The sequence below is a fragment of the Ruegeria sp. BF7 genome (assembly GCF_056538605.1).
Window position 1 is genome coordinate 60,618 of sequence record NZ_JBQFTM010000006.1, and the last position, 18,754, is coordinate 79,371.

At 59.8% G+C, this 18,754-nt stretch carries 21 protein-coding genes; 15 read left to right on the forward strand and 6 right to left on the reverse strand.

The annotated features are described in order from the left end of the window. The first annotated feature begins 256 nt into the window (after window positions 1–256). The 7 genes from ACR0IK_RS14025 (at window position 257) to ACR0IK_RS14055 (ending at window position 7,348) form a co-directional block, all read left to right on the forward strand. Window positions 257–1,336, forward strand: a complete 1,080-nt coding sequence (locus ACR0IK_RS14025; RefSeq protein ID WP_480641912.1) for a hypothetical protein — start codon at window positions 257–259, stop codon at window positions 1,334–1,336. Window positions 1,337–1,603: 267 nt separating this feature from the next. Continuing rightward, entirely contained in the window at window positions 1,604–2,722 is a 1,119-nt protein-coding gene (locus ACR0IK_RS14030; RefSeq protein WP_480641913.1) for a hypothetical protein, read from the forward strand. A gap of 22 nt (window positions 2,723–2,744) precedes the next feature. Beyond that, window positions 2,745–4,679 (forward strand): AAA family ATPase, encoded by a 1,935-nt coding sequence (locus tag ACR0IK_RS14035; protein ID WP_480641914.1) that lies wholly within the window; start codon window positions 2,745–2,747, stop codon window positions 4,677–4,679. Then, window positions 4,676–5,026 carry a hypothetical protein gene (locus ACR0IK_RS14040; protein WP_480641915.1) on the forward strand — a complete coding sequence of 117 codons (351 nt, stop codon included), beginning with the start codon at window positions 4,676–4,678 and terminating at the stop codon, window positions 5,024–5,026. Before ACR0IK_RS14035 ends, ACR0IK_RS14040 begins: the two co-directional genes overlap by 4 nt. 58 nt (window positions 5,027–5,084) lie before the next feature. Further along, window positions 5,085–6,422, forward strand: a complete 1,338-nt coding sequence (locus ACR0IK_RS14045) for a DUF6638 family protein (protein WP_480641916.1) — start codon at window positions 5,085–5,087, stop codon at window positions 6,420–6,422. Next, window positions 6,423–6,689 (forward strand): hypothetical protein, encoded by a 267-nt coding sequence (locus ACR0IK_RS14050; protein ID WP_480594416.1) that lies wholly within the window; start codon window positions 6,423–6,425, stop codon window positions 6,687–6,689. It abuts the gene before it with no gap. Between the two features lie 11 nt (window positions 6,690–6,700). Beyond that, complete coding sequence (locus ACR0IK_RS14055; protein ID WP_480641917.1) at window positions 6,701–7,348, forward strand: DUF1523 family protein; 648 nt, start codon at window positions 6,701–6,703, stop codon at window positions 7,346–7,348. A 47-nt stretch (window positions 7,349–7,395) separates the two neighbouring features. Here ACR0IK_RS14055 and ACR0IK_RS14060 read toward each other — a convergent pair whose 3' ends face one another. From ACR0IK_RS14060 to ACR0IK_RS14085, 6 genes are all read right to left on the reverse strand, one after another. Beyond that, window positions 7,396–8,490, reverse strand: a complete 1,095-nt coding sequence (locus tag ACR0IK_RS14060; protein WP_480641918.1) for a flagellar basal body P-ring protein FlgI — start codon at window positions 8,488–8,490, stop codon at window positions 7,396–7,398. Next, window positions 8,487–9,497, reverse strand: coding sequence for a flagellin (locus ACR0IK_RS14065; protein ID WP_480641919.1), 1,011 nt, complete (start codon window positions 9,495–9,497; stop codon window positions 8,487–8,489). The genes ACR0IK_RS14060 and ACR0IK_RS14065 overlap by 4 nt, the downstream gene beginning before the upstream one ends. Then, window positions 9,497–10,948: a flagellar hook-associated protein FlgK gene (flgK, locus tag ACR0IK_RS14070; RefSeq protein ID WP_480641920.1), complete on the reverse strand. Its 1,452-nt coding sequence runs from the start codon at window positions 10,946–10,948 to the stop codon at window positions 9,497–9,499. The genes ACR0IK_RS14065 and flgK overlap by 1 nt, the downstream gene beginning before the upstream one ends. A 33-nt stretch (window positions 10,949–10,981) precedes the next feature. After that, on the reverse strand, window positions 10,982–12,277 hold the full coding sequence (locus tag ACR0IK_RS14075; protein WP_170327825.1) for a flagellar hook protein FlgE: 1,296 nt from the start codon (window positions 12,275–12,277) through the stop codon (window positions 10,982–10,984). Window positions 12,278–12,375: 98 nt separating this feature from the next. Beyond that, complete coding sequence (locus ACR0IK_RS14080) at window positions 12,376–13,212, reverse strand: flagellar motor protein MotB (protein ID WP_480641921.1); 837 nt, start codon at window positions 13,210–13,212, stop codon at window positions 12,376–12,378. A gap of 59 nt (window positions 13,213–13,271) precedes the next feature. Beyond that, window positions 13,272–14,636 carry a FliI/YscN family ATPase gene (locus ACR0IK_RS14085; protein ID WP_480641922.1) on the reverse strand — a complete coding sequence of 455 codons (1,365 nt, stop codon included), beginning with the start codon at window positions 14,634–14,636 and terminating at the stop codon, window positions 13,272–13,274. Window positions 14,637–14,723: 87 nt separating this feature from the next. Between ACR0IK_RS14085 and ACR0IK_RS14090 the strand changes: the two genes are divergently transcribed. The 8 genes from ACR0IK_RS14090 to flgH are packed head-to-tail and all read left to right on the forward strand — an operon-like array spanning window position 14,724 to window position 18,753. Next, window positions 14,724–15,110, forward strand: a complete 387-nt coding sequence (locus tag ACR0IK_RS14090) for a FlgB family protein (protein ID WP_480641923.1) — start codon at window positions 14,724–14,726, stop codon at window positions 15,108–15,110. Between the two features lie 12 nt (window positions 15,111–15,122). Next, entirely contained in the window at window positions 15,123–15,509 is a 387-nt protein-coding gene (gene flgC / locus ACR0IK_RS14095) for a flagellar basal body rod protein FlgC (RefSeq protein ID WP_480641924.1), read from the forward strand. Window positions 15,510–15,520: 11 nt separating this feature from the next. Then, window positions 15,521–15,811 carry a flagellar hook-basal body complex protein FliE gene (gene fliE, locus ACR0IK_RS14100; protein WP_480641925.1) on the forward strand — a complete coding sequence of 97 codons (291 nt, stop codon included), beginning with the start codon at window positions 15,521–15,523 and terminating at the stop codon, window positions 15,809–15,811. A 4-nt stretch (window positions 15,812–15,815) separates the two neighbouring features. After that, window positions 15,816–16,088, forward strand: coding sequence for a flagellar biosynthetic protein FliQ (locus ACR0IK_RS14105; RefSeq protein WP_058282142.1), 273 nt, complete (start codon window positions 15,816–15,818; stop codon window positions 16,086–16,088). Further along, on the forward strand, window positions 16,088–16,798 hold the full coding sequence (locus tag ACR0IK_RS14110; protein ID WP_480641926.1) for a flagellar hook-basal body complex protein: 711 nt from the start codon (window positions 16,088–16,090) through the stop codon (window positions 16,796–16,798). The genes ACR0IK_RS14105 and ACR0IK_RS14110 overlap by 1 nt, the downstream gene beginning before the upstream one ends. Window positions 16,799–16,820: 22 nt before the next feature. Then, entirely contained in the window at window positions 16,821–17,606 is a 786-nt protein-coding gene (gene flgG / locus ACR0IK_RS14115; RefSeq protein ID WP_480641927.1) for a flagellar basal-body rod protein FlgG, read from the forward strand. Continuing rightward, complete coding sequence (flgA, locus tag ACR0IK_RS14120; protein WP_480594429.1) at window positions 17,606–18,022, forward strand: flagellar basal body P-ring formation chaperone FlgA; 417 nt, start codon at window positions 17,606–17,608, stop codon at window positions 18,020–18,022. Before flgG ends, flgA begins: the two co-directional genes overlap by 1 nt. Continuing rightward, the gene (gene flgH / locus ACR0IK_RS14125; RefSeq protein WP_480642042.1) at window positions 18,022–18,753 is read left to right on the forward strand and encodes a flagellar basal body L-ring protein FlgH; all 732 of its coding nucleotides are present in this window, start codon (window positions 18,022–18,024) and stop codon (window positions 18,751–18,753) included. Before flgA ends, flgH begins: the two co-directional genes overlap by 1 nt. Window position 18,754: the final 1 nt, after the last annotated feature.

The following is an 18,754-nucleotide window of genomic DNA, read 5'->3' on the forward strand; positions in this document are numbered from 1 at the left end:
GGAATATTGTTCACGCGCACCCAATCAGGTGGGCTTCGGATTGTCTATGTCCACTGTGCCCCGCGGATCAATCCAGATTTGATCAAAAGGCCGGAATTGCAGATGTTCAACACATCGCAACCGGCGGCATCATGGCGCTATCTTTTTTGTGATGAGTTTGCCAAAGTCTGCATGATTTTTGGACCCGAGGGGATGTAAATGAGCATAACATTCCCTATCTTATTGGGTAAATGAACAAAAAAAGGGGATAGTGCAGATGTCGAACCACCAATTTGACGCCTTGATCGAAGAGACTCAGACCAAAGTCCGGGAAAGCCAGTCGCAGATTGAAAGCCTGACCAGCCGGATCGAGGCTGCGCGCGCCAAGATTGGCACGGCCGAGGCGGACATCGACATCGAAAATGCCACGCTCGAAGATGTACACGCCCATACCGAGGTGATGAACGCCAATATCGCCGAGCTGATCATGGGTCTGGACGACGTCACCAGCGCCTTTTCCAAGGATTTCGACGAAATGCGCTCGAAATCCGGGTGGGAGACGTTTGTGGGCATCTTCTCGAAGGGAAAATCCGAGTCGATGCGGCAGGAGCGGATGCGCACCGCCAATATCGACGATAAACTGCAGGACTTGATCGCCAAATCCGACGTGATCGTGAAGCTGCTGGAAGGCCAGCTGTCCGTGTTGGAAGAACAGCGCGTGAAAGTCGAGGACAACCTGACCGGCACGCTGGACGACCGCGAGGCCACCGTGGCCGAGCTGGAGGCTCTTCGCGCCGAGATTCAGGGCATGGACCCGACGATCATCACGCTGGAAAACAAGATCAGCGTCGAACAGGACGCCGCCGCGCGGACCCAGCTGGAAACCGAACTGGCCGAGCTGAACAAGCAGTATAACGCCAAGGTTCAGGAAGAGCAGGTCAAGCTGGCCAAAAGCCAGACGCTGGAGCGCTATATCGAAAAGGGCAAGACCTGGGTCGATTCACTGCAAAACCAGGCGGCAACGCAGATGGTGCTGATCAACAAGCTGCAGACAGACACCCAGCAGCGCGTGGTGCTGTATGACGCCCTGACCAAATCGTTGAAAACCGCCCAGCAGCAGGACGTGGCCCACCGCATCAACGAGATTGGCGTGCAGACGGACCAAGAGGCGCAAACCGCCATGGCCGCCATCGGCACAGCGACCAACCAGAAAATGGCCGACATGCTAGAGGCGCATGAGGATCACATGGTCTTTGCCCGCGACGTGCTGGAGAAAAAGGCCAAGGCGGACGAACGCTTTGCCCGCCGGTTCGCCTCGATTGTCGAGAAGCATGATAAGAATTTGTATGGTGGGTGAAACCTTAGTCCGAGCGCCACTAAAGATGCTTAGCGCGGCACTATGCGTCGCGCTCTTCGGAGCGCTTCTCATCTTATTCGGGTATCTGCTTCAATTGACTCCCGTGCACCTCGGCCCCGATTTGAGAATGACGTTGTTTATGGTCCCATTGATCTTCGCTCTCGGTCTTTTTGGAGTTTCAGCAATGTTGGCAATCTGGGGCGGGGTTTGGTTGGTATTCGACGTGTATCTTTCATTGATCGACAAACTAATTGGTCAACAAACTAAATGACTGACCCCACCCAAGACCATGTCGGCCTGACCGACACCTTCGCCTCGCGTCGCTATTTCCGTAAATTCGAGGTGATCACCGTTCATCTCCTGCGCGTGGCCGCGACGATGGAGGCGGAGGGCGCGATTTCGAAACAAGAGGTGCGGATCGTGTCGCGCTACCTCTCGGGGCTGCTCTACACCTTCCGCGCGCTCTCCATGAAGTATCTGCTGGTCGGGCGCGATACGGGGCGGTTCTTTGGCAGCCTCGCCATGGACAAACGCGACAGCGGGTTTCCGGTGGCGGCCGAGCTGCTGACCATGGCCAATGACGCGCAGCAAGCGCAGGTGCATCTGGCGAATATGCCGTCCGAGGACGACCTGAAAACCGACATGGTCCGCACCATCATTGGCGACCGGGAAATCCCCACCAAACTGCAATTCGCGCTGTCCCAAAGGCTCTATTACGAGGAATTGTTGAAAGGTCAGCTGTTCTGGGCCCGCAACGATCCCGAGTGCCACTGGATCGGGAATGAGGGCGAGCGGCGTAAGTTCATGATCCATTGGGCGGTCTATGACAGTCAGATCAACCTGCCGGTCATCTATCTGATGCAGCTGGAGGATAGCGGCAAAACCGCCCTACCCAAGGACCAACGCCGCTGGCCCGAGGTGCAGGCGCATCTGATGGCGCAGTCCTTGGGTGGCCTGAAACTGGTGACCATCGCCAAGGGCTTCGATCAGGATTTCGACGACCTGCACCCAAAGCATCTGCGCCGCATCCATGTGGGCCCGATGTATTCCTCGGCCTATACCGAGCAATCCGGCCCTCTGCGGCAGGTTCTGGAGGATGCGCAATCTCCCCAAGGTCAGGATTGGGCACTGGCTTGGACCACAGAAGAGCTGGAAAGCGAAGAGGTGATCGAAGAGCGTGCCGGGTGGTTCTCGACCGTCGAACGCGAAGTCTTTGCGCTGGACCCGTTTGGTGGGCAGGGGGCCGAGACCGGGGCCACGCGGACGCAACGATCCATCATCCTGCCCCAGCGCCCGTTTCAGGTTCTGGCCGAACGTAACCCGCCGGGTTTTGCCGATGTGCGCAAGTTCGTCGTCAGCAAGACCGGACAGGTGTTGAGATATTGAAGACAGCAAAGGCGATTTTGAAATGAGTTTGACGTCAGATCAGATGGAATTGCGCGAAGAAGACATTCGCAAACACTATCCGGCTGCGACCGCCTTGCTGAACGGGTTCGAACACGCCCCGCGGATTGCCAAACCCGTCGAGGCCACCATTGAACGGTCCCCGGGCGTGTCTACTGGGCGTCGATTCCGATCCACCACACCGGGGCTTGTGACCCGTCGCACCGTGCGGGCGGATGGGGTGCATCTGGTCGAACGGATCGAAGCCTCGGATGAGGGCGATGCGTTGGTCTCGCCGCCTCAGGCCACCACGCAACAGGCGATACGACGTGCCATCGCAATCGCTCTGGCCGTGGCCGAGGCTTATGCGGAACAGACGCCGCTGGCCGATCTGAAACGCGCCAATCTCGCCGGTGACCTGCCCGCCGCCCGTAAGACCGAGTTCTCGGAATTGCTGACAGCTGAGGCTCTGATCACGTCGCATACCTTCGGCAATGCGCTGGCCTATCTGATGTCCTCACACTTGGGCGAGACCACCGTCGATATCGGCGAGATCGAAGAGGTCTTGACCGACAATGGCCAACTTGCCCTGCACGGGGCGCTGTGGGAGCTGGACCAAACGCTGGCCAAACATGCCCCCGACGACGCCCACCTGATCGCCGCCACCAGCGCCTATGCTGAACAACTGATGGAGAAGGCCGCCCTGCGCGCCCAGTCCGCAGGCCATCTGGCCCCGTTCCAGAACGCCGCCTGGCATATCGAGGCGGATGACCTGACAATCAGGGGGTTCGAACCCGCATCTAAGGCTAAATCCACCACCCTGACCATGACGTTCAAGAAACCGAACGAAGTAGTGGGCAACCATATCGCCAAGTATCAGGCGATGAAGCTGTCCAAAATGGTGATGGCCTATGACTTCGACCGCCGCTTGAACCCGTTTGCGGAACTCGGCGGGTTCATCTTTACCTTCATGGGGGATGGCAAACCGGGCACCGGTAAGACTACCTTGATCCAGATGATGGCCGGTCTGATCAACGACTATTGCCAGAACGCGGGTTATCCGTTCCGCTATAAGAACCTGAGCACCGACAATATCGACAGCTATCAGGGCAAATCCGGCCAGAACGCGAAGGCCTTTATCAACACGATCATCGACCCTTCGGTCATCGGTTTCGGCACTATCGACGATATCGACCAACTGGCGGGCAAACGCGGTGACCGGCAGTCGTCAGCCGGGCAGTTGGAAATCACCGCCGTGCTGATGGAGAGCTTTGCGGGCGCCAATACCGTCGTGCGCGGCAACTGCACCTTTGGCATGTTCTCGAACTACCCCGAGAATGTGGACGACGCCCTGCGTCAGCGGGCAGGCGCGCGGTTCCTGGTGGACGGGCCGCAGACACGCGAGGATTACATCGACATCCTGCACCTGCTAATGGGCCGCAACCACGACATTCCGCTGGGCGAGCACGAAGCCTATGCCGCGCAGGAGATCAAAAAGGCCGTCGCCGCCAGTTTCGAAAGCCATTCCCGCCCGCATGAGGACGCTTTGCTGCAAGTTTATGACCGGGTCTCCGGCGATATCGGCCAGATGGACACGATCGCCAAGCTGGGCACCTACCTCAAGGCGATCCAACAGGCAGATGGGCGGTTCACCGGTCGCGCAATCAAGAACATCACCGACGCGGTCAAGGTCCGCGCGATGGATTTCGAACTGCCCGACGAGTGGATGGAGAACCCCGACCTGTTCCTGTTCCGCGACTACGACACCAAGAAGGCGATGATCGAAGACCTGCGCCAGCCGATCACGGTCGAGATGGTGATGCAAGAGATCAACCGCTACGCCGACAGCGAGTTCCGCTATGCTGACAAGAGCGACGAGGTCGCCATCGAAAACGCCGTCCGCGAGATGGGCCGGATGGAAGAGGCCAAGCGGCGGTATCTGGAGGGGAAGGGAGAATGATGCTCCTTTTGTTTAGCTTGGCGGCAATAGCTTCCGTTTTGATCGGTTGGCGCCATGGCACGCCAATCGAGGCCACCGAGGAAGCGGGATTTTATCCTGAGAAGAACCACCGACTGTTTGATGCTTTGTTGTGTTCTTTTGTGGTTAGCATGTTCGTTGTTCCTGCAATAGTTATTGGGTTACACCACGTTTTCGGTGGTGGAGAATTCTTTGAAGCAGCCGGGAAAACAATTCTCGTACAGTTTTTTTTATTTATCATTAACCCCGGATGGCTGTTGTTGCTCGCACCCTTTTCTTTGCTTCCTTGCGTGCTTTCCTTCGGATTGCGCAGAATCTGGGAGCCTTAGAGATGGCATTTTTAGACCGACAACGTCTGCGATCTAGCAAATGGATCGGTGACGTCTCATGATCCGCCTCATCAAAAAAGGCCTGATGTTCGGCAACCTCGTCCACATCTCCAGCCCGGCTCTGGTCGAGCGGTATAACCGCGCGTTGCAGCATCTGGCGGGCAAGACCACGGCGCTGACGGATTTCCATGTGGATATCTCGGGCTATTCGCCGGAGGTGGGGATTGAGCTGGAGGACGAGCTTTACCTAAATCCCAACGGGGTCAACCGGCAGTTCATCCTGCTGACGACCGAGCAGAAACGCGCGCCTCTGCTGAACGTCAAATTCTCGACCTCGCGCGATATCCTGCGCGAGTTCATCGAGATGAACGAGGCGCAGCTGTTCGCCCTGACCGCCACCGACGCGGTGGCCGGAGAGCTGGTGAACTCGGTCTTCAAACTCACCACGCCCCGCGACCTGCTGAACCTGCGCAAGATCGAGATCGAGGCCGACACGGTCGGCGGCACCCTGCGCAAGGCCGAGCAACTGGCAGGCATGGTCGAACGGTTCAAAACCGAAGAGGACGCCTGGTTCGACGATGTGCTGATCGCCAGGATGATCGAAACCGCCAAGGAAACCGGCGACGTCACCCGCAACCCCGTCCACCTGCGCCACACCGCGTTTGAGCAGCGCAATTTCTGGACGGCGCATTTCGGCGGGCTCTACCTTTTCCCCGATCTGGATGATCCGGCGGCGATTTGCATGGGCGACCGACCCGATGACATGCCAATCGACCAGGTGTTTGACCCTGCGCAACGGCATCGGATTGCAACCTTCCTGAACGACAACGACCTTGTCGAGACGATCGTCGAGGCGCGCGGTGTGAACTCTGCCGCCGTCCTGCAGCAGAAGATGGACTTTCTGACCGTACACGCCGCCGCCGACGCGGGTGTCGACCTGACCGGGCTGGACCGCAGCGATATGCGGCGTCTGGCGCGAAACCATGCCGACCGTCTGCCCGAGGCCTTTCACGGACTTTCCCAATTGCTGCGTTGGGCCAGCGAAGGCGGGCCGTGGCCGCGCATCACTTCGGACCATCCGGCATATTTCTACACCCTGCGCGCGGCGGAAACGCCGAACCGTGATCTGGTCAACATGTTGCTGGCCGAGCTGGCCCCACTGGACCCGCGCCAGATGTTCATCTGCCATAAGGAATTGTTCTACAGCACCTATTCCACCTGGCCCGAGGCTAAGAAAGCCTATGTTGCCGACTTTCTGGAACGCGAGTATCAGGTGGACAAAGCAGGCGCCCGCGCCGCGCTGTTCGGCCATGAACCGGACATGAGCGGCACCGACCGGATCAGCGATGACATCATCGCGCGCGTCGGACCCTGGGGTGCTGTTGGGAGAAACTGAATGATCGTCGCAATCCGTTTTCTGATTCCACTGCTGATCATTTTGACGGTGATCTATGTCGGACTGTCGATCTATTCCCGACTGGTGCGGCGGCGCAAGCTGATTGCGCATTGGGAAAAGAAAGGGCTGACCGGGGATCGCGACGCCTTTGTCGCGCGAGGATTGAAGAAATACGACAGCTCCTTTCGCAGGAAACTGCTGCTGGGCGTCTATGTCGTTCCGCTTGGGGCAATAGCCCTGCTGATCTATATTACGAATTTTATGTGAGGGCCGGATAGATGGTCTATGTCAAATGGGCGTTCATCATAGTTTTCTGGGGCTTGGTCGCCGCAGTGTTGGAATACACCCTGCCGCAGCAGGATGTGGTGCGGATCGTGAAGACCGAGGTTCGGCGCGTCGATTTTGGTGAGAACTCGATTTTCTGGGCGCAGCAGGATACCGGTCAGGAAGGGGCGCAAACCACCAACCGCGATGTGCGCTTCGTCGAGACCTTCCGCCCCAACGGCAAGCCGCGCGTTTATCGGAACGAGGATACCGGCTGGGGATGGCCGCCCTATTTCAAGCTCGACAGTTCGAATCTGCAGGCGGAGCTGACCAATCTCGTGTCGACAGCCGCGGATCCTCAATGGGTGGTGATACGCCATTATGGCTGGCGCAATCAGCTTATGTCGATCTTTCCCAATGTGGTTTCGGTCCGTCCGGTGGACAGCCCGGATGTGCGGCTGATCCCATGGTTCAACATCATCTTTCTGACGGTTTTCTTTGCCGTCGTCTGGGCGATCTGGGTGCGCTGGCGCAGGTTCCGGCAGCGCCGCATCGACCCGATGCTCGAAAACGTCGAAGACAGCTTCTACGCGGCGGGTGATGCGATTGAAGAAAAGCACACCGGGTTCCGCCGTTGGCTGGACAGCTGGAAATCAAAATGACGATGGTGCAACAAGTCTGATCTGGTCATCCCATTGCGGCCAGATCGTTAGCGGACAATGAACTCAGCGTGAAGCGCCCCGGCAGCCTTGATCGTTTTCAGAATGTCGATCATGTCGCGGGGCGAGACACCCAGCGCATTCAGACCGGCCACGACCTCGGACAGGGTGGTGGCCTCGGGGATTTCGGCCAGTCCGGTGCCTTCTTCTTCTTCGATCCCGGCGAATGTACGGGGGACAACAACCGTTTCGCCGCGCGCAAACGGGTTGGGCTGGACTGCGATCGGAGATTCCTCGACCGTCAGGGTCAGATTGCCTTGCGATACCGCCACGCGCGAGATGCGGACCTCTTGCCCCATGACGATGGTACCTGAACGCTGATCGACAACTACGCGGGCCTTGGTTTCCGGCTCGACCAGAATGTTTTCGATCCGGCCCAGTGCGTGCGCCGTAGATATCGCCTGCGTAGCCGCGATGTTCAGCTCGACCGTCCCGGAATCGCGCATGATCGCCACTGCCCGGTTGAACTCGGTGTTGATCGCAACTTCGATTCGGCTGGCGGTAGTGAAATCCGGCTCGCGCAGGGCCAGCCGCATTTGCGTCAGTGTCGAGAGGTCAAAGTCAATTTCGCGTTCCACACGCGCACCGGATGGGATCACGCCAGAGGTCGGCACACCTTGCACGACCGAGGCAGCATCGCCCTCGGCCACGGCACCGCCAGCCAGAACCGTGCCCTGCGCCACCGCATAGATCTTCCCGTCGGCGGCATTCAACGGTGTCATGATCAGGGTGCCGCCCAGCAGACTTTTGGAATCGCCAATCGCCGACACTGTCACATCGATCTGCCCGCCGACCCGCGCAAAAGGCGGCAGGCTGGCGGTGACCAATACGGCTGCGACGTTCTTGGGGCGAAAATCCTCTCCGTTCACGTTGACGCCCAGCCGTTCGAGGATGTTCGACATGATCTCTTCGGTGAAGGGCGAGTTTCGCAACCCGTCGCCGGTGCCGTTCAGCCCCACAACCAGACCATATCCCACCAGATCATTGCCCCGCACCCCGTCGAAATCCACAAGGTCTTTCAGGCGGATCGCACCAGCGCAGGCAATTCCGGGCAGCAGCATCAACAGGAAAACAAGGAGTTTCATCTCAGGAAGTTCACCAGCGACAGGTTCGCGTTGCGAACGGTGACGGAATAGAGGCTTTCCAACTGGAACTGCACGGTTTGCAGCTGCGCCGCAGTTTCATAGGGGTCCGCCGCGATCAGCTTGTTCCGGCTGTATTCCAGGCTGGTTTGCGCCGCACTGTTGCGCGTTGCGGCCTGTTCGACCCGCGCCTCGGCCGACCCCACCTGCGCGCGCAGGTTGACGATTTCGTTCTGGGTATTGGCCAGATCGACGCCCAATTGCGTGAACAACGCCGTTCGTTGATTGCGCGGAAGGTTCAGCGCGTCATCCGACACCAGCGCCGCAACGGCAACGTCCCGCAACGCGTCCTTGATTGCAGGGTTCGTCGCAGTGATGGGGAGACGGACGCTTTCATTCTCTGAGATCTGCATTGCCGCCAAAGCGGTGTCCGACCCCTGATAGATCACCGCGTCAAACCCGGCCGGGTCGTTGAACCAATCCTCTGCCGCCTGCCGGATATCAGACGCTGTGGTGTGTCCGGTCAGTTCTACCTCTAATGCAGCCAGCAGCGTGTCGGTTGAGGGCAGGGGGGAAACGTCGGTAGCCACTCCGGAAAACAGGCTGCGCCCGCCGGCTCGCGTGTTCAGCGCAGATATGATTGTGTCCAACTCGTTGCGCGCCTGCACGGACGCGTTTTCATGGCTGACCGCCTGGTTCGACGTACCAAAAGACAGCAGGGACGCGGTGAACTCGCTGACAGATCCGCCAATTGTCGTCAGGCTCAGTTGCATGGCGTCGGTGAATAGTCCGGCTTCGGCAGTCGAGACCCTATAGGCGTCCAGCCGCGACAGGCTGCGATCCAGATCCAGCAGATGTGAGTAATCCCCGTCGAGACGTCCGGACACGTCCTGAACCTTGCCGGTGGACATCTCATAGGACAGGGTTTCGATCTGGCTTTTCAGCTCGGCCGAGCGGGTCTTCAATGTCATGCCCCGCGCCAGATCACCGATAGACTTCAAATTCATCATCACAACCTCAACAGAGTGTTCATCAGTTCATCCACCACCGAGATGACACGGGCATTGGCGGCGTAGGCCTGCTCGATCTCCATCAGGCGCTGCAGTTCCTGGTCCGTATCGACGCCATCCTCGGCCTCGATCCGGGCCATTTCCAATTGGGCGCTGTTGGCGAAAGTCAGGCGCTGGCCGGCGGTGTGGGCGTTTGTCCCAGCTTTGGATGAAAGCGCCTCGGTCAGGTCAGAGGCGCGCATGGCACCGGTGCCGAAGGGCGATCCCGCAACTGGGCGCGCGTCGCTGAGAATGGCGCCAAAGGCCTGCAGCTGTGTAGCATCACCTGGATCGCCGGGGGCTACAGCACCCAGCCCGTCGCGCAGCCGCCAGCTGTCGCCGCCATTGTCCGGATCGACAATCGTGTTCAAGCTGATGCGTGAGGCCAGCCCTGCCAGGGCCGTCACATCGAACCGGTTACCTGCATCGGTGAACAGGCCCGCGTCGGTGGGCAGCGAGGTGGGGTCCAGACCGGGGGTTTCGAATCGTTCGATCAGATCCCGTGCGACGGAGTCCAAATTGGCCTGCGCTTCAACCGCCAACTCGTCGCGGATCTGGAACTGCGCCATCAGCGCGCCTCCACGTATTTGGGCAGTTTCGCCACTGGTGCGCACCGGGTTGCCGTTCATCTCCAACCCCGACAGCAGACCGTTGCCCACTGTCATATGGGGCTTAGTGTCGCTCGTGGTGGTAAAGGAAAACTGCGCCGCCGTGCCTTCCAGCAGGATCAGGCCGCCATCGGAATAAAGCGAGACCAGATCGTTCGCCCGTGGCACCGCGTTGACCGGCACCAATTTGTTGACCTGATCGATCAGCACCTGCCGTTGGTCCAGCAAGGCCCCGATGTCACCGCCCGCATGTTTGACCGACGGTATTCTGGCGTTCAGCTTCTCGATATCCTTGAGGGCCTGATTCAAGCTGTCCACCTGTTTGCCAATGGTGCGATCCGCGTCCGTGCGCAGTTGCCGCACGCCTTCGGAGGCGGATTTGATCCTGCTGGCCAGATCGCGACCGGTGCGGGCGACCTGATCCAACCGCTCGGACGAGTCGGGCAGGCTGGCCGCGGTGATCAGGCTGCCGTCAAAATCCGCCAGTTGGGCGGCAAGCGATGACAGATCGTCAGCTGTGCCGATAAAGCCTTCGACGCCAGCATGAAAGCTGGACACGGCGGTTTGGTAGGCAAGACTAGCGTCAGTGGCGCGGCGGTTGGCGGTCAGGACCGGATCCTGGTTGCGCACCACGCCAACCGTTCGCACCCCGTGACCCGAGATCGCATTTGTCGTAAGCTCCAGCGACCGGCGGGCAAAGCCGGGGGTCAGCGCGTTGGCGATATTGTCCGACACAACCGACGTGCCTCGGGCCGCAGCCGTCAGACCGCTTACTGCATTGTTGAATGCCGTCGTCATATTCATTAGACAGCCCCCCTTTCCGGGTCAAAACTCAAATCAGCGTTTGATGTTGGTGGTTTCCTGCAGCATCTCGTCGACCGTTTTGATCACCGTTGCGCTTGAGGAATAGGCGCGTTGGGTCTGAATCAATGAGGTCAGCTCGGTCGCGATGTCGGTGGTCGATTCCTCGCGTGCAAAGGACACCAGATCGCCGGTCGGCCCTTCGCCTGCGTTCCACAGGAAGAAGGTACCGCTTTCACGGGACGGCGCGTAGGTCTGGCTGTCCAGTGCGGTCAAACCGTTGGGGTTGGGTACATCCGCAAGCGGAATCTGGAACATGCGGCGGCTGACACCGGTGTCATAAAACGCGTAGACATAGCCATTCTCATCCACTTGAACGCTGGTCATCGTGCCTACGGCCGACCCATCTCGCGTGATCGAAACCGGAGCGAAAGTGTCGGATAGTTGCGTGATGCCATCGGCGTCGCCGATCTGGCCGATATTGACCTCCATCGGGCCACCGGCCACGTTCACCACAAGGCTGCCCGTGGTCGGATCATAAGCCCCACCAGATACGGTCGTCACACTTGCCAGCGTGCCGCCAGCAGTCCGGCTGTCCGTGAAGGTCAGGGTATATTCCCCGATCACTGCCCCACCCGACGCCGAATCGCGCAGGATCATGGTCCATTCATTGCTGCTTCCGGCTGCGGGAACGGTTGGCACAAGCTCGATATCGACGCTTTCGGACTTGCCCAGGTTGTCGAAATACTCAACCGACAGGGGCTGCGTATCACCCGGCGCGCCGGCATCGGTTGCCGTTGCCGGCAGGTTCATGCGCAGGTTCATTGCCGTGGTCGGAGAGCCGGAGAGCTGGTTGACGCTCAGCTGAATGGGTTCCAGTGCCGCCGGAGTGTCCCGTGGCACCGCCGGAATCGTTCCATCCGGATTGGCCCGCCAGCCCAGCAGGACAAGGCCGGATTCGGTAACCAGATACCCTTCTTCATTGGTGCGGAACGATCCGGTGGTGGTCAGCTGCATCTCATTCGATCCGCCCGCGATCTGTGAGCTTGGGCGCACCGGCAACATGCCCCGACCTCGCACGGCCAGATCGGTTGAGTTGTTGGTGGTCACCAGCGATCCGCGCTGGTCGATCAGCCGCTGGCTGGTGGTTCTGACCCCGCCCGCTGAATAGCTGCCGCCCTGGCCCGACGTGACCATCGAATGAAAATCCGTCTCGACTCGCTTGTAGCCGAAGGTCGAAGAGTTCGCGATGTTGTCTGAGATGGTGGCCAGCCGGTTGGCGTTGGCCTTCAATGAGGCCACACCGGCATTCAGCGAGGAGGAAATCGTCATTAGCACGCCCTTCTGTTGCGTCAAACATTGATGCAACAGCTAACGCACTGCCCCTTAACAGCGCGCTAACAGGTAAAATGCCGTGTATCCTCTGGCCTTTAGGTCTCGCGTAGGAAGATGATCTCGATCCTGTTGTTGCGTACGGCCATCGGGTTTTCATTTGACAATTCCCGGTCAGCGTGTCCGGTGACGCGATCCAGCCGCGAAGTCTCAAACCCCTTATCTTCAAGCAATTGGCGCACCACCTGCGCGCGTGAGGTCGATATTTCCCAGGACGGATCGCTCGCCAAAACCACGGGCGAGGCGCTGACATGGCCTTCGACCGCCACGTCATTGGTCACCAGATCCGACGACCGCGCCACCAGCAGCGCCAGCGCTCGCATCATCGGTGTCGGTTCATCCGTACCCGATTCGAACAGCGGCTGATCCTCGGTGTCGAACAGCTCGACCACCAGACCTTCGTCGGTGACGCGCGTGACGATGTGTTTCAGAACCTTGTCCGAGACCATACTTTCGCCGGTATGTCCCAGAAGCTGAGCCTCGAGCGTCGAGAAATCGTCGGACACTTCTTTGCCACCATCCGGATTAACCCCGATCGACCCGCGTGCCTGCCGGGCGACCGTGGGATGCCGTTTCGCCGCCCCCGAACCATCCATAACCATGGTCTTTTCGGAAAACATGTTGTTGCCACCAAAGGCGCCATCACCACCACCTGAGACCGGATTCACCGGAATTGTCGGCGAGAAATAGTCCGCCAGCCCTTTGCGTTGTTTTTCTGTCGTTGCGTTCAGCAGCCACATCAACATGAAGAACGCCATCATGGCCGTGACAAAGTCGGCATATGCGACTTTCCACGCGCCACCGTGGTGACCATCGCCACCTGACACACGTTTCTTCTTGATGATGATTGGCGCCGCATTGGATTGCGCACCCATCTCCACCACCTTTTTTATCACCCGAATACAGGCGTAGCCGGGCAGGTCTTAAGGTGGGCTTAACACTTAAAACTGTCCGGACTTCTCTCGCGCGGCAGGTTGGCGCTGGCCCGCCGCAGGATAAGTTGCAAGCGGTTAAAGCTGTTATTGATTCCATCGGTTTCAGGCTTGCCAAAGAAGGCATCCAGTTCCTCATGTACGCGAACGGCCTGATCCAGAAGCGGGTCTGCGCCCTCGGCATAAAGCCCGGCTTTTATCATCACTTCGGACTGCTCATAGCTTCCGACCAATTTGCGGGTTTCCGAGATCATTTGGTTTTCTTCGTCCGACGCCGCGCCGGGAAGGCTGCGCGAGACTGAGCGGCTGAGGTCGATGGCTGGAAACCTACCACGCTCGGCAATGTCACGGCTGAGCACTATATGGCCGTCCAACACGCCGCGCAGAATGTCGGCGACCGGTTCATCCATGTCCGACCCGGCGACTAGAACGCTGAACACGGCGGTAATGTCCCCCTGATCGGCGGTGCCGGGGCCAGCGCGTTCGCACAGCCCGGCAATCAGCGATGTGACCGACGGGGGAAAGCCGCGCAACGAGGGAGCTTCACCCATCGCGACGGCAATTTCCCGATGTGCCTCGGCAAAGCGGGTCACCGAGTCAGCCAGAAACAGCACGTTCCTCCCCAGATCACGCAGGTACTCGGCCACCGACATCGCCGACCAGGCGCAGCGCCGCCGCGCCAGCGCAGATTGATCCGATGTGGCCGCCACCACGACCGAACGTTTCATCCCTTCGGCCCCCAGCGCTTGCTCGACAAACTCGTTCACCTCGCGCCCGCGTTCGCCCACCAGTGCCACCACGACCGCATCCGCCTGCATCGATTTCGCCAGCGTTGCCAGCATCGTGGATTTGCCGACGCCCGAACCCGCGAACAGGCCAATCCGCTGCCCCTGCACTACGGGCAGCATGGTGTTGAGCATGGCCAGCCCGGTCTCCATCCGTGCACCAAGCGGTTTGCGTGCCACGGCCGGGGGCGGTGCGCGCATGATGTCCTGTTCCTGCGCACCCGACAGCAGGGGCTTACCGTCCAGCGGTTTGCCGAACGGATCGACTACGCGCCCCAGCCAATGCATGCCCGGCGCAAAAGCGGGTGTCTGGTCCAGAATCACCCGGTCGCCCAGACAGACCCCATCGGGGGCGTTAGTCGGCATCATGTGAATCACCTCAGCCTCAACATGCAGCACTTCGCCCGACAGATCTGGCCCGCTGCGCCGCCGCAGCGTCAGGTGGTCGCCGATCCGCGCCTGCCCCTCAAGCCTCTGTATTTCAATGACTCCCCGCGCCACGCCGGACACGCGGCCCATATGGCGCACGGCGGACAGACGGTCGAATTCGCATTTCAGAAGCATCGGGTCGAGATCGGACATCGTGGGTTCTCCAACGGGTTTCTGAAAACGCTTTCTAAAGGAATCGGGGTTAAGCCTTGATTGAAATTGATCGAGGGAGAAGCCCCGATGTTCTATGACCTGAACGTCTTTAAGACAGCGCACGCAATGGCAACTCATGCCGGACAACGGCAGGCCGTCATCGCGCGCAATATGGCCAATGCGGATACGCCGGGCTACCAGCCGCGCGATATCGAGGCCTTTCAGAAAGCATTCGAAAATTCGGGCCGTGAAGTTGCCATGACAGCCACGCGGGCTGGTCACCTGAATGGTGCCTCGGGCCTTCAGTCCTGGGCCGAGTTGCAGACCGCGCCCTCGGGCGACCCCAACGGTAACGGCGTGTCCATTGAGGAAGAGATGTTCAAAGCGGTCGAGGTCAAGCGCCAGCATGACCGCGCGCTGACCATCTACAAATCCTCGATGAGCATTCTGCGCAGCAGTCTGGGCCGGTTATAAGGAGGCTGAAAGATGAGTGATTTTTCCCATTCCCTCGCCGCCTCGACCAGCGCCCTGCGCGCGCAATCTGCGCGGTTGCGGCATGTGTCCGAGAATATCTCGAACGCCGACACGCCGGGCTATCGCCGCAAAACCGTGCCGTTTGAAACGGTGCAAAAGAACGGGCGCGAAGTTGTGCAGGCCGGGCGCGTCAAGCTGGACCACCGTGACGGGTCTCGGGTCTACGATCCCGGCCACCCGATGGCGGATGAAACCGGCCATTATCGCGGCTCGAATGTCGACCTGATGATCGAAATCGCCGACGCGCGCGAGGCGCAGCGCAGCTACGAAGCCAATCTCAAGATGTTCGACCAGACACGTCAGATGTCGTCGAGCCTTATGGAACTCCTCAGAAAATAAAGGACATCAGAATGGATATCCGATCCCTGACTGCGGCTCAGAACTATGCCGTTGCGCGCCCGGCCACGCAGGCAGATCCCAACCATGCCGGACTGGCGCAGGGGCTGCGCAGCACGTTTCAGGACTTTGCCGCAACGCTGAAACAAAGCGAGCAGGTGTCCCAGGCAGCCATGACCGGGCAGGCCGATCCGCACGCGCTGGTTCAGGCGTTGGCGCAGACCGAGCTGGCCGTGGAAACGGCCGTGGTCGTGCGCAATAAGGTGGTCGAGGCCTATCAGGAAATCCTGCGGATGCCGGTCTGATGTCATGCTGAGCGAAGGTCTCTTCTATGACATCGTGCGTCAGGCGCTTTGGGTCGCGGTGATCACTTCGGTCCCGATCCTTGCAGTGGCGCTGGTGTCGGGCCTGATCGTCGGCCTGTTCCAGGCGCTGACCTCGGTACAGGAGATGACGCTGACCTTCGTGCCCAAGCTGATCGCCATTGTCATCGTGTTCTGGATTTCCATGGGCTTCATGACCCAGACACTTGTGACCTTCTTCACCACAACCCTCATCCCACTGATTGCAGGAGGCCGCTGATGGATACCGCCTATGTCACCCTGTCCCGCCAGTCCGGACTGATGAATGAAATGCGCCTGGTGGCGAACAACATCGCCAATGCCAGCACCACCGGGTACCGCGCGCAGGGTCTGGTGTTCTCCGAATTCGTCCGCGATCTGCCGGGCAACCCGTCCCTGTCGATGAGCCGGGCCGAGGCACGCAATACCTCGCTGCAGCAGGGCCTGTTGACCGAGACCGGAGGCCAGTTCGATTTCGCCATCGAAGGGGACGGATTTTTCATGGTCGAAACTGCGGCGGGCAACCGTCTGACGCGGGCGGGCGCCTTTTCCCCGAGCGCCGATGGCGATCTGGTCACGATGGACGGCCACCGGGTGCTGGATGTGAACGGCGCGCCTGTTTTCATCCCTCCGGATGCTGCCTCAATTGATGTGGGCAGTGACGGCACGCTCAGTATCGAAGGGAAACTTCTGGGGCAGATCGGCGTCTACCGGGTGGTCGACCCCAGCACGCTGGTGCGCGAGGGCAGCACGCATTTCCGCGCCGAGGGTGAGATTGAGCCGGTGGAAAACCCGGTGGTTGTGCACAGGTTCCTCGAAGGATCCAACGTCAACGCCGTTCATCAGGTGACCCGGCTGGTGGAAATCCAACGCGCCTATGAGCTGGGGCAAAGCTTTCTGGAAACCGAAGACGAACGTCTGCGCGGCGCGCTCAAGGCGCTGATGCGCTGATTTGTGAAAAGGAGATTTGAACATGCGGGCTTTGAAAATCGCAGCAACGGGCATGACTGCGCAGCAGATGCGGGTCGAGACGATCTCGAACAATCTGGCGAACACGAACACCACCGGCTACAACGCGCGTCGGGCCGAGTTCGCAGATTTGCATTATCAGCAGATGGCGCGGGCGGGGACGGTGAATGCCAATGACGGCACGGTTCTGCCCACCGGGATTCAGTTGGGTCTGGGCGTGCGTCCGTCGGCCGTCACGGTGCAGCTGGCGCAAGGCGGGTTGTCGGCGACTGGCAATGATCTGGACGTCGCTATCGAAGGGCGCGGCTATCTTGAGGTGACGTTGACCAACGGTCAGTCCGGCTTTACCCGCGATGGTAGTATGAAGCGCTCGGCCGAGGGGCTGATCGTGACGTCGGACGGATACGCAGTAGCGCCCGAGATCACAATTCCCGACGACGCGCACTCGATTTCCATCAACGCCTCGGGCGAGGTCTATGCCTATTTCGACGACGCGCCCGAGGGGCAGCTGTTAGGGGAAATCACGCTGGCCAGTTTTTCGAACGCCAAAGGGCTTGAGGCGATCGGCAGCAACCTGTTCAAGGAAACCGAAGCGTCCGGAGCGCCAGTGGTTGGTACTCCGGGTGAGGACGGGCTTGGCACCTTGCGGCAAGGTTATCTTGAGGACAGCTCGGTCGATGCGATCCGCGAGGTGACCGAACTGATCGAGGCACAGCGCGGATATGAGATGAACGCCCGGGTCATTTCCGCCGTCGATCAGATGATGGGCGCAACGACACAGGTGCGGTGATGCGGTTTCTAATCCTGGTACTGGGGTTGCTGATGCCGGTGTTCGCACTGGCCGATATTGTCGTGCCAACCCGCACCATCCGCGCCAAGGAAATCATCTCGGCCACCGATCTTGAGATCAAGGCACAAAATGTGCCCGGAGCGGTGGCCGACCCCGAATTACTGATCGGGCATGAGGCCCGTGTCGCGCTTTATCCCGGGCGTCCGATCCGCGATGGGGATGTCGGCGCGCCGGCATTGGTGGATCGTAACGATCTGGTCGTCCTGATCTTCGACCGCAATCCGCTGTCGATCACAACAGAAGGTCGCGCGCTGGGGCGCGGGGCCGCCGGGGAGCGCATCCGGGTCATGAACCTGTCCTCCCGTACAACCGTGACTGGTCTTATCCGGCCCGACGGCCAAATCGAGGTGAAATGATGTCAGCTCTTTCGAAATCTCTTTTGCTTACGGTTCTTGCCGTGTCGGCCTGCGGTCGGGTGGATCATCTGGGTAAGCCGCCCAGTTTCACCCCGAATGAGGACTCGCCCGAACATGTCGCCATGTTGTGGCCGGGCCTGCCGTTGCACACGCAACCGCAGCGCAACGTCGACCGGTCCTCGTTGTGGAGTGGTGGCCAGCAATCGCTGCTGGGGGATCAGCGGGCGATCAAGAAGGGTGACATCCTGACGGTTGTGATCGAACTGGACGAGAAAGCCGAGTTCTCGAATGATACGGAACGCTCGCGCTCGGCCTCGGAAAGCCTGGGGATCGTCGGCCTGTTCGGCCTGCCGCAACGCGCGGACAAACACCTGCCGGAAGGCGCATCACTTGCGGATGCGGTCGAGATCGACTCGTCTTCGGAAAGCACGGGCGAAGGATCGGTGAAACGTAAGGAGAAGCTGACCCTGCGGGTGGCCGCCACCGTGGTCGACGTGTTGCCGAACGGAGTGCTGTCGATTTCGGGCTCGCAGGAACTGCGCGTGAATTTCGAACTACGCGAGCTTCTGGTCGCAGGTTATGTGCGGCCGCAGGACATCTCTCGCAAGAATGAGATCACCTATGACAAGATCGCCTCGGCCCGCGTGTCTTATGGTGGGCGAGGACAGATTACCGACGTGCAGCAACCGAGATACGGCCAGCAGATTTTGGATGCCGTGTTGCCGTATTAAG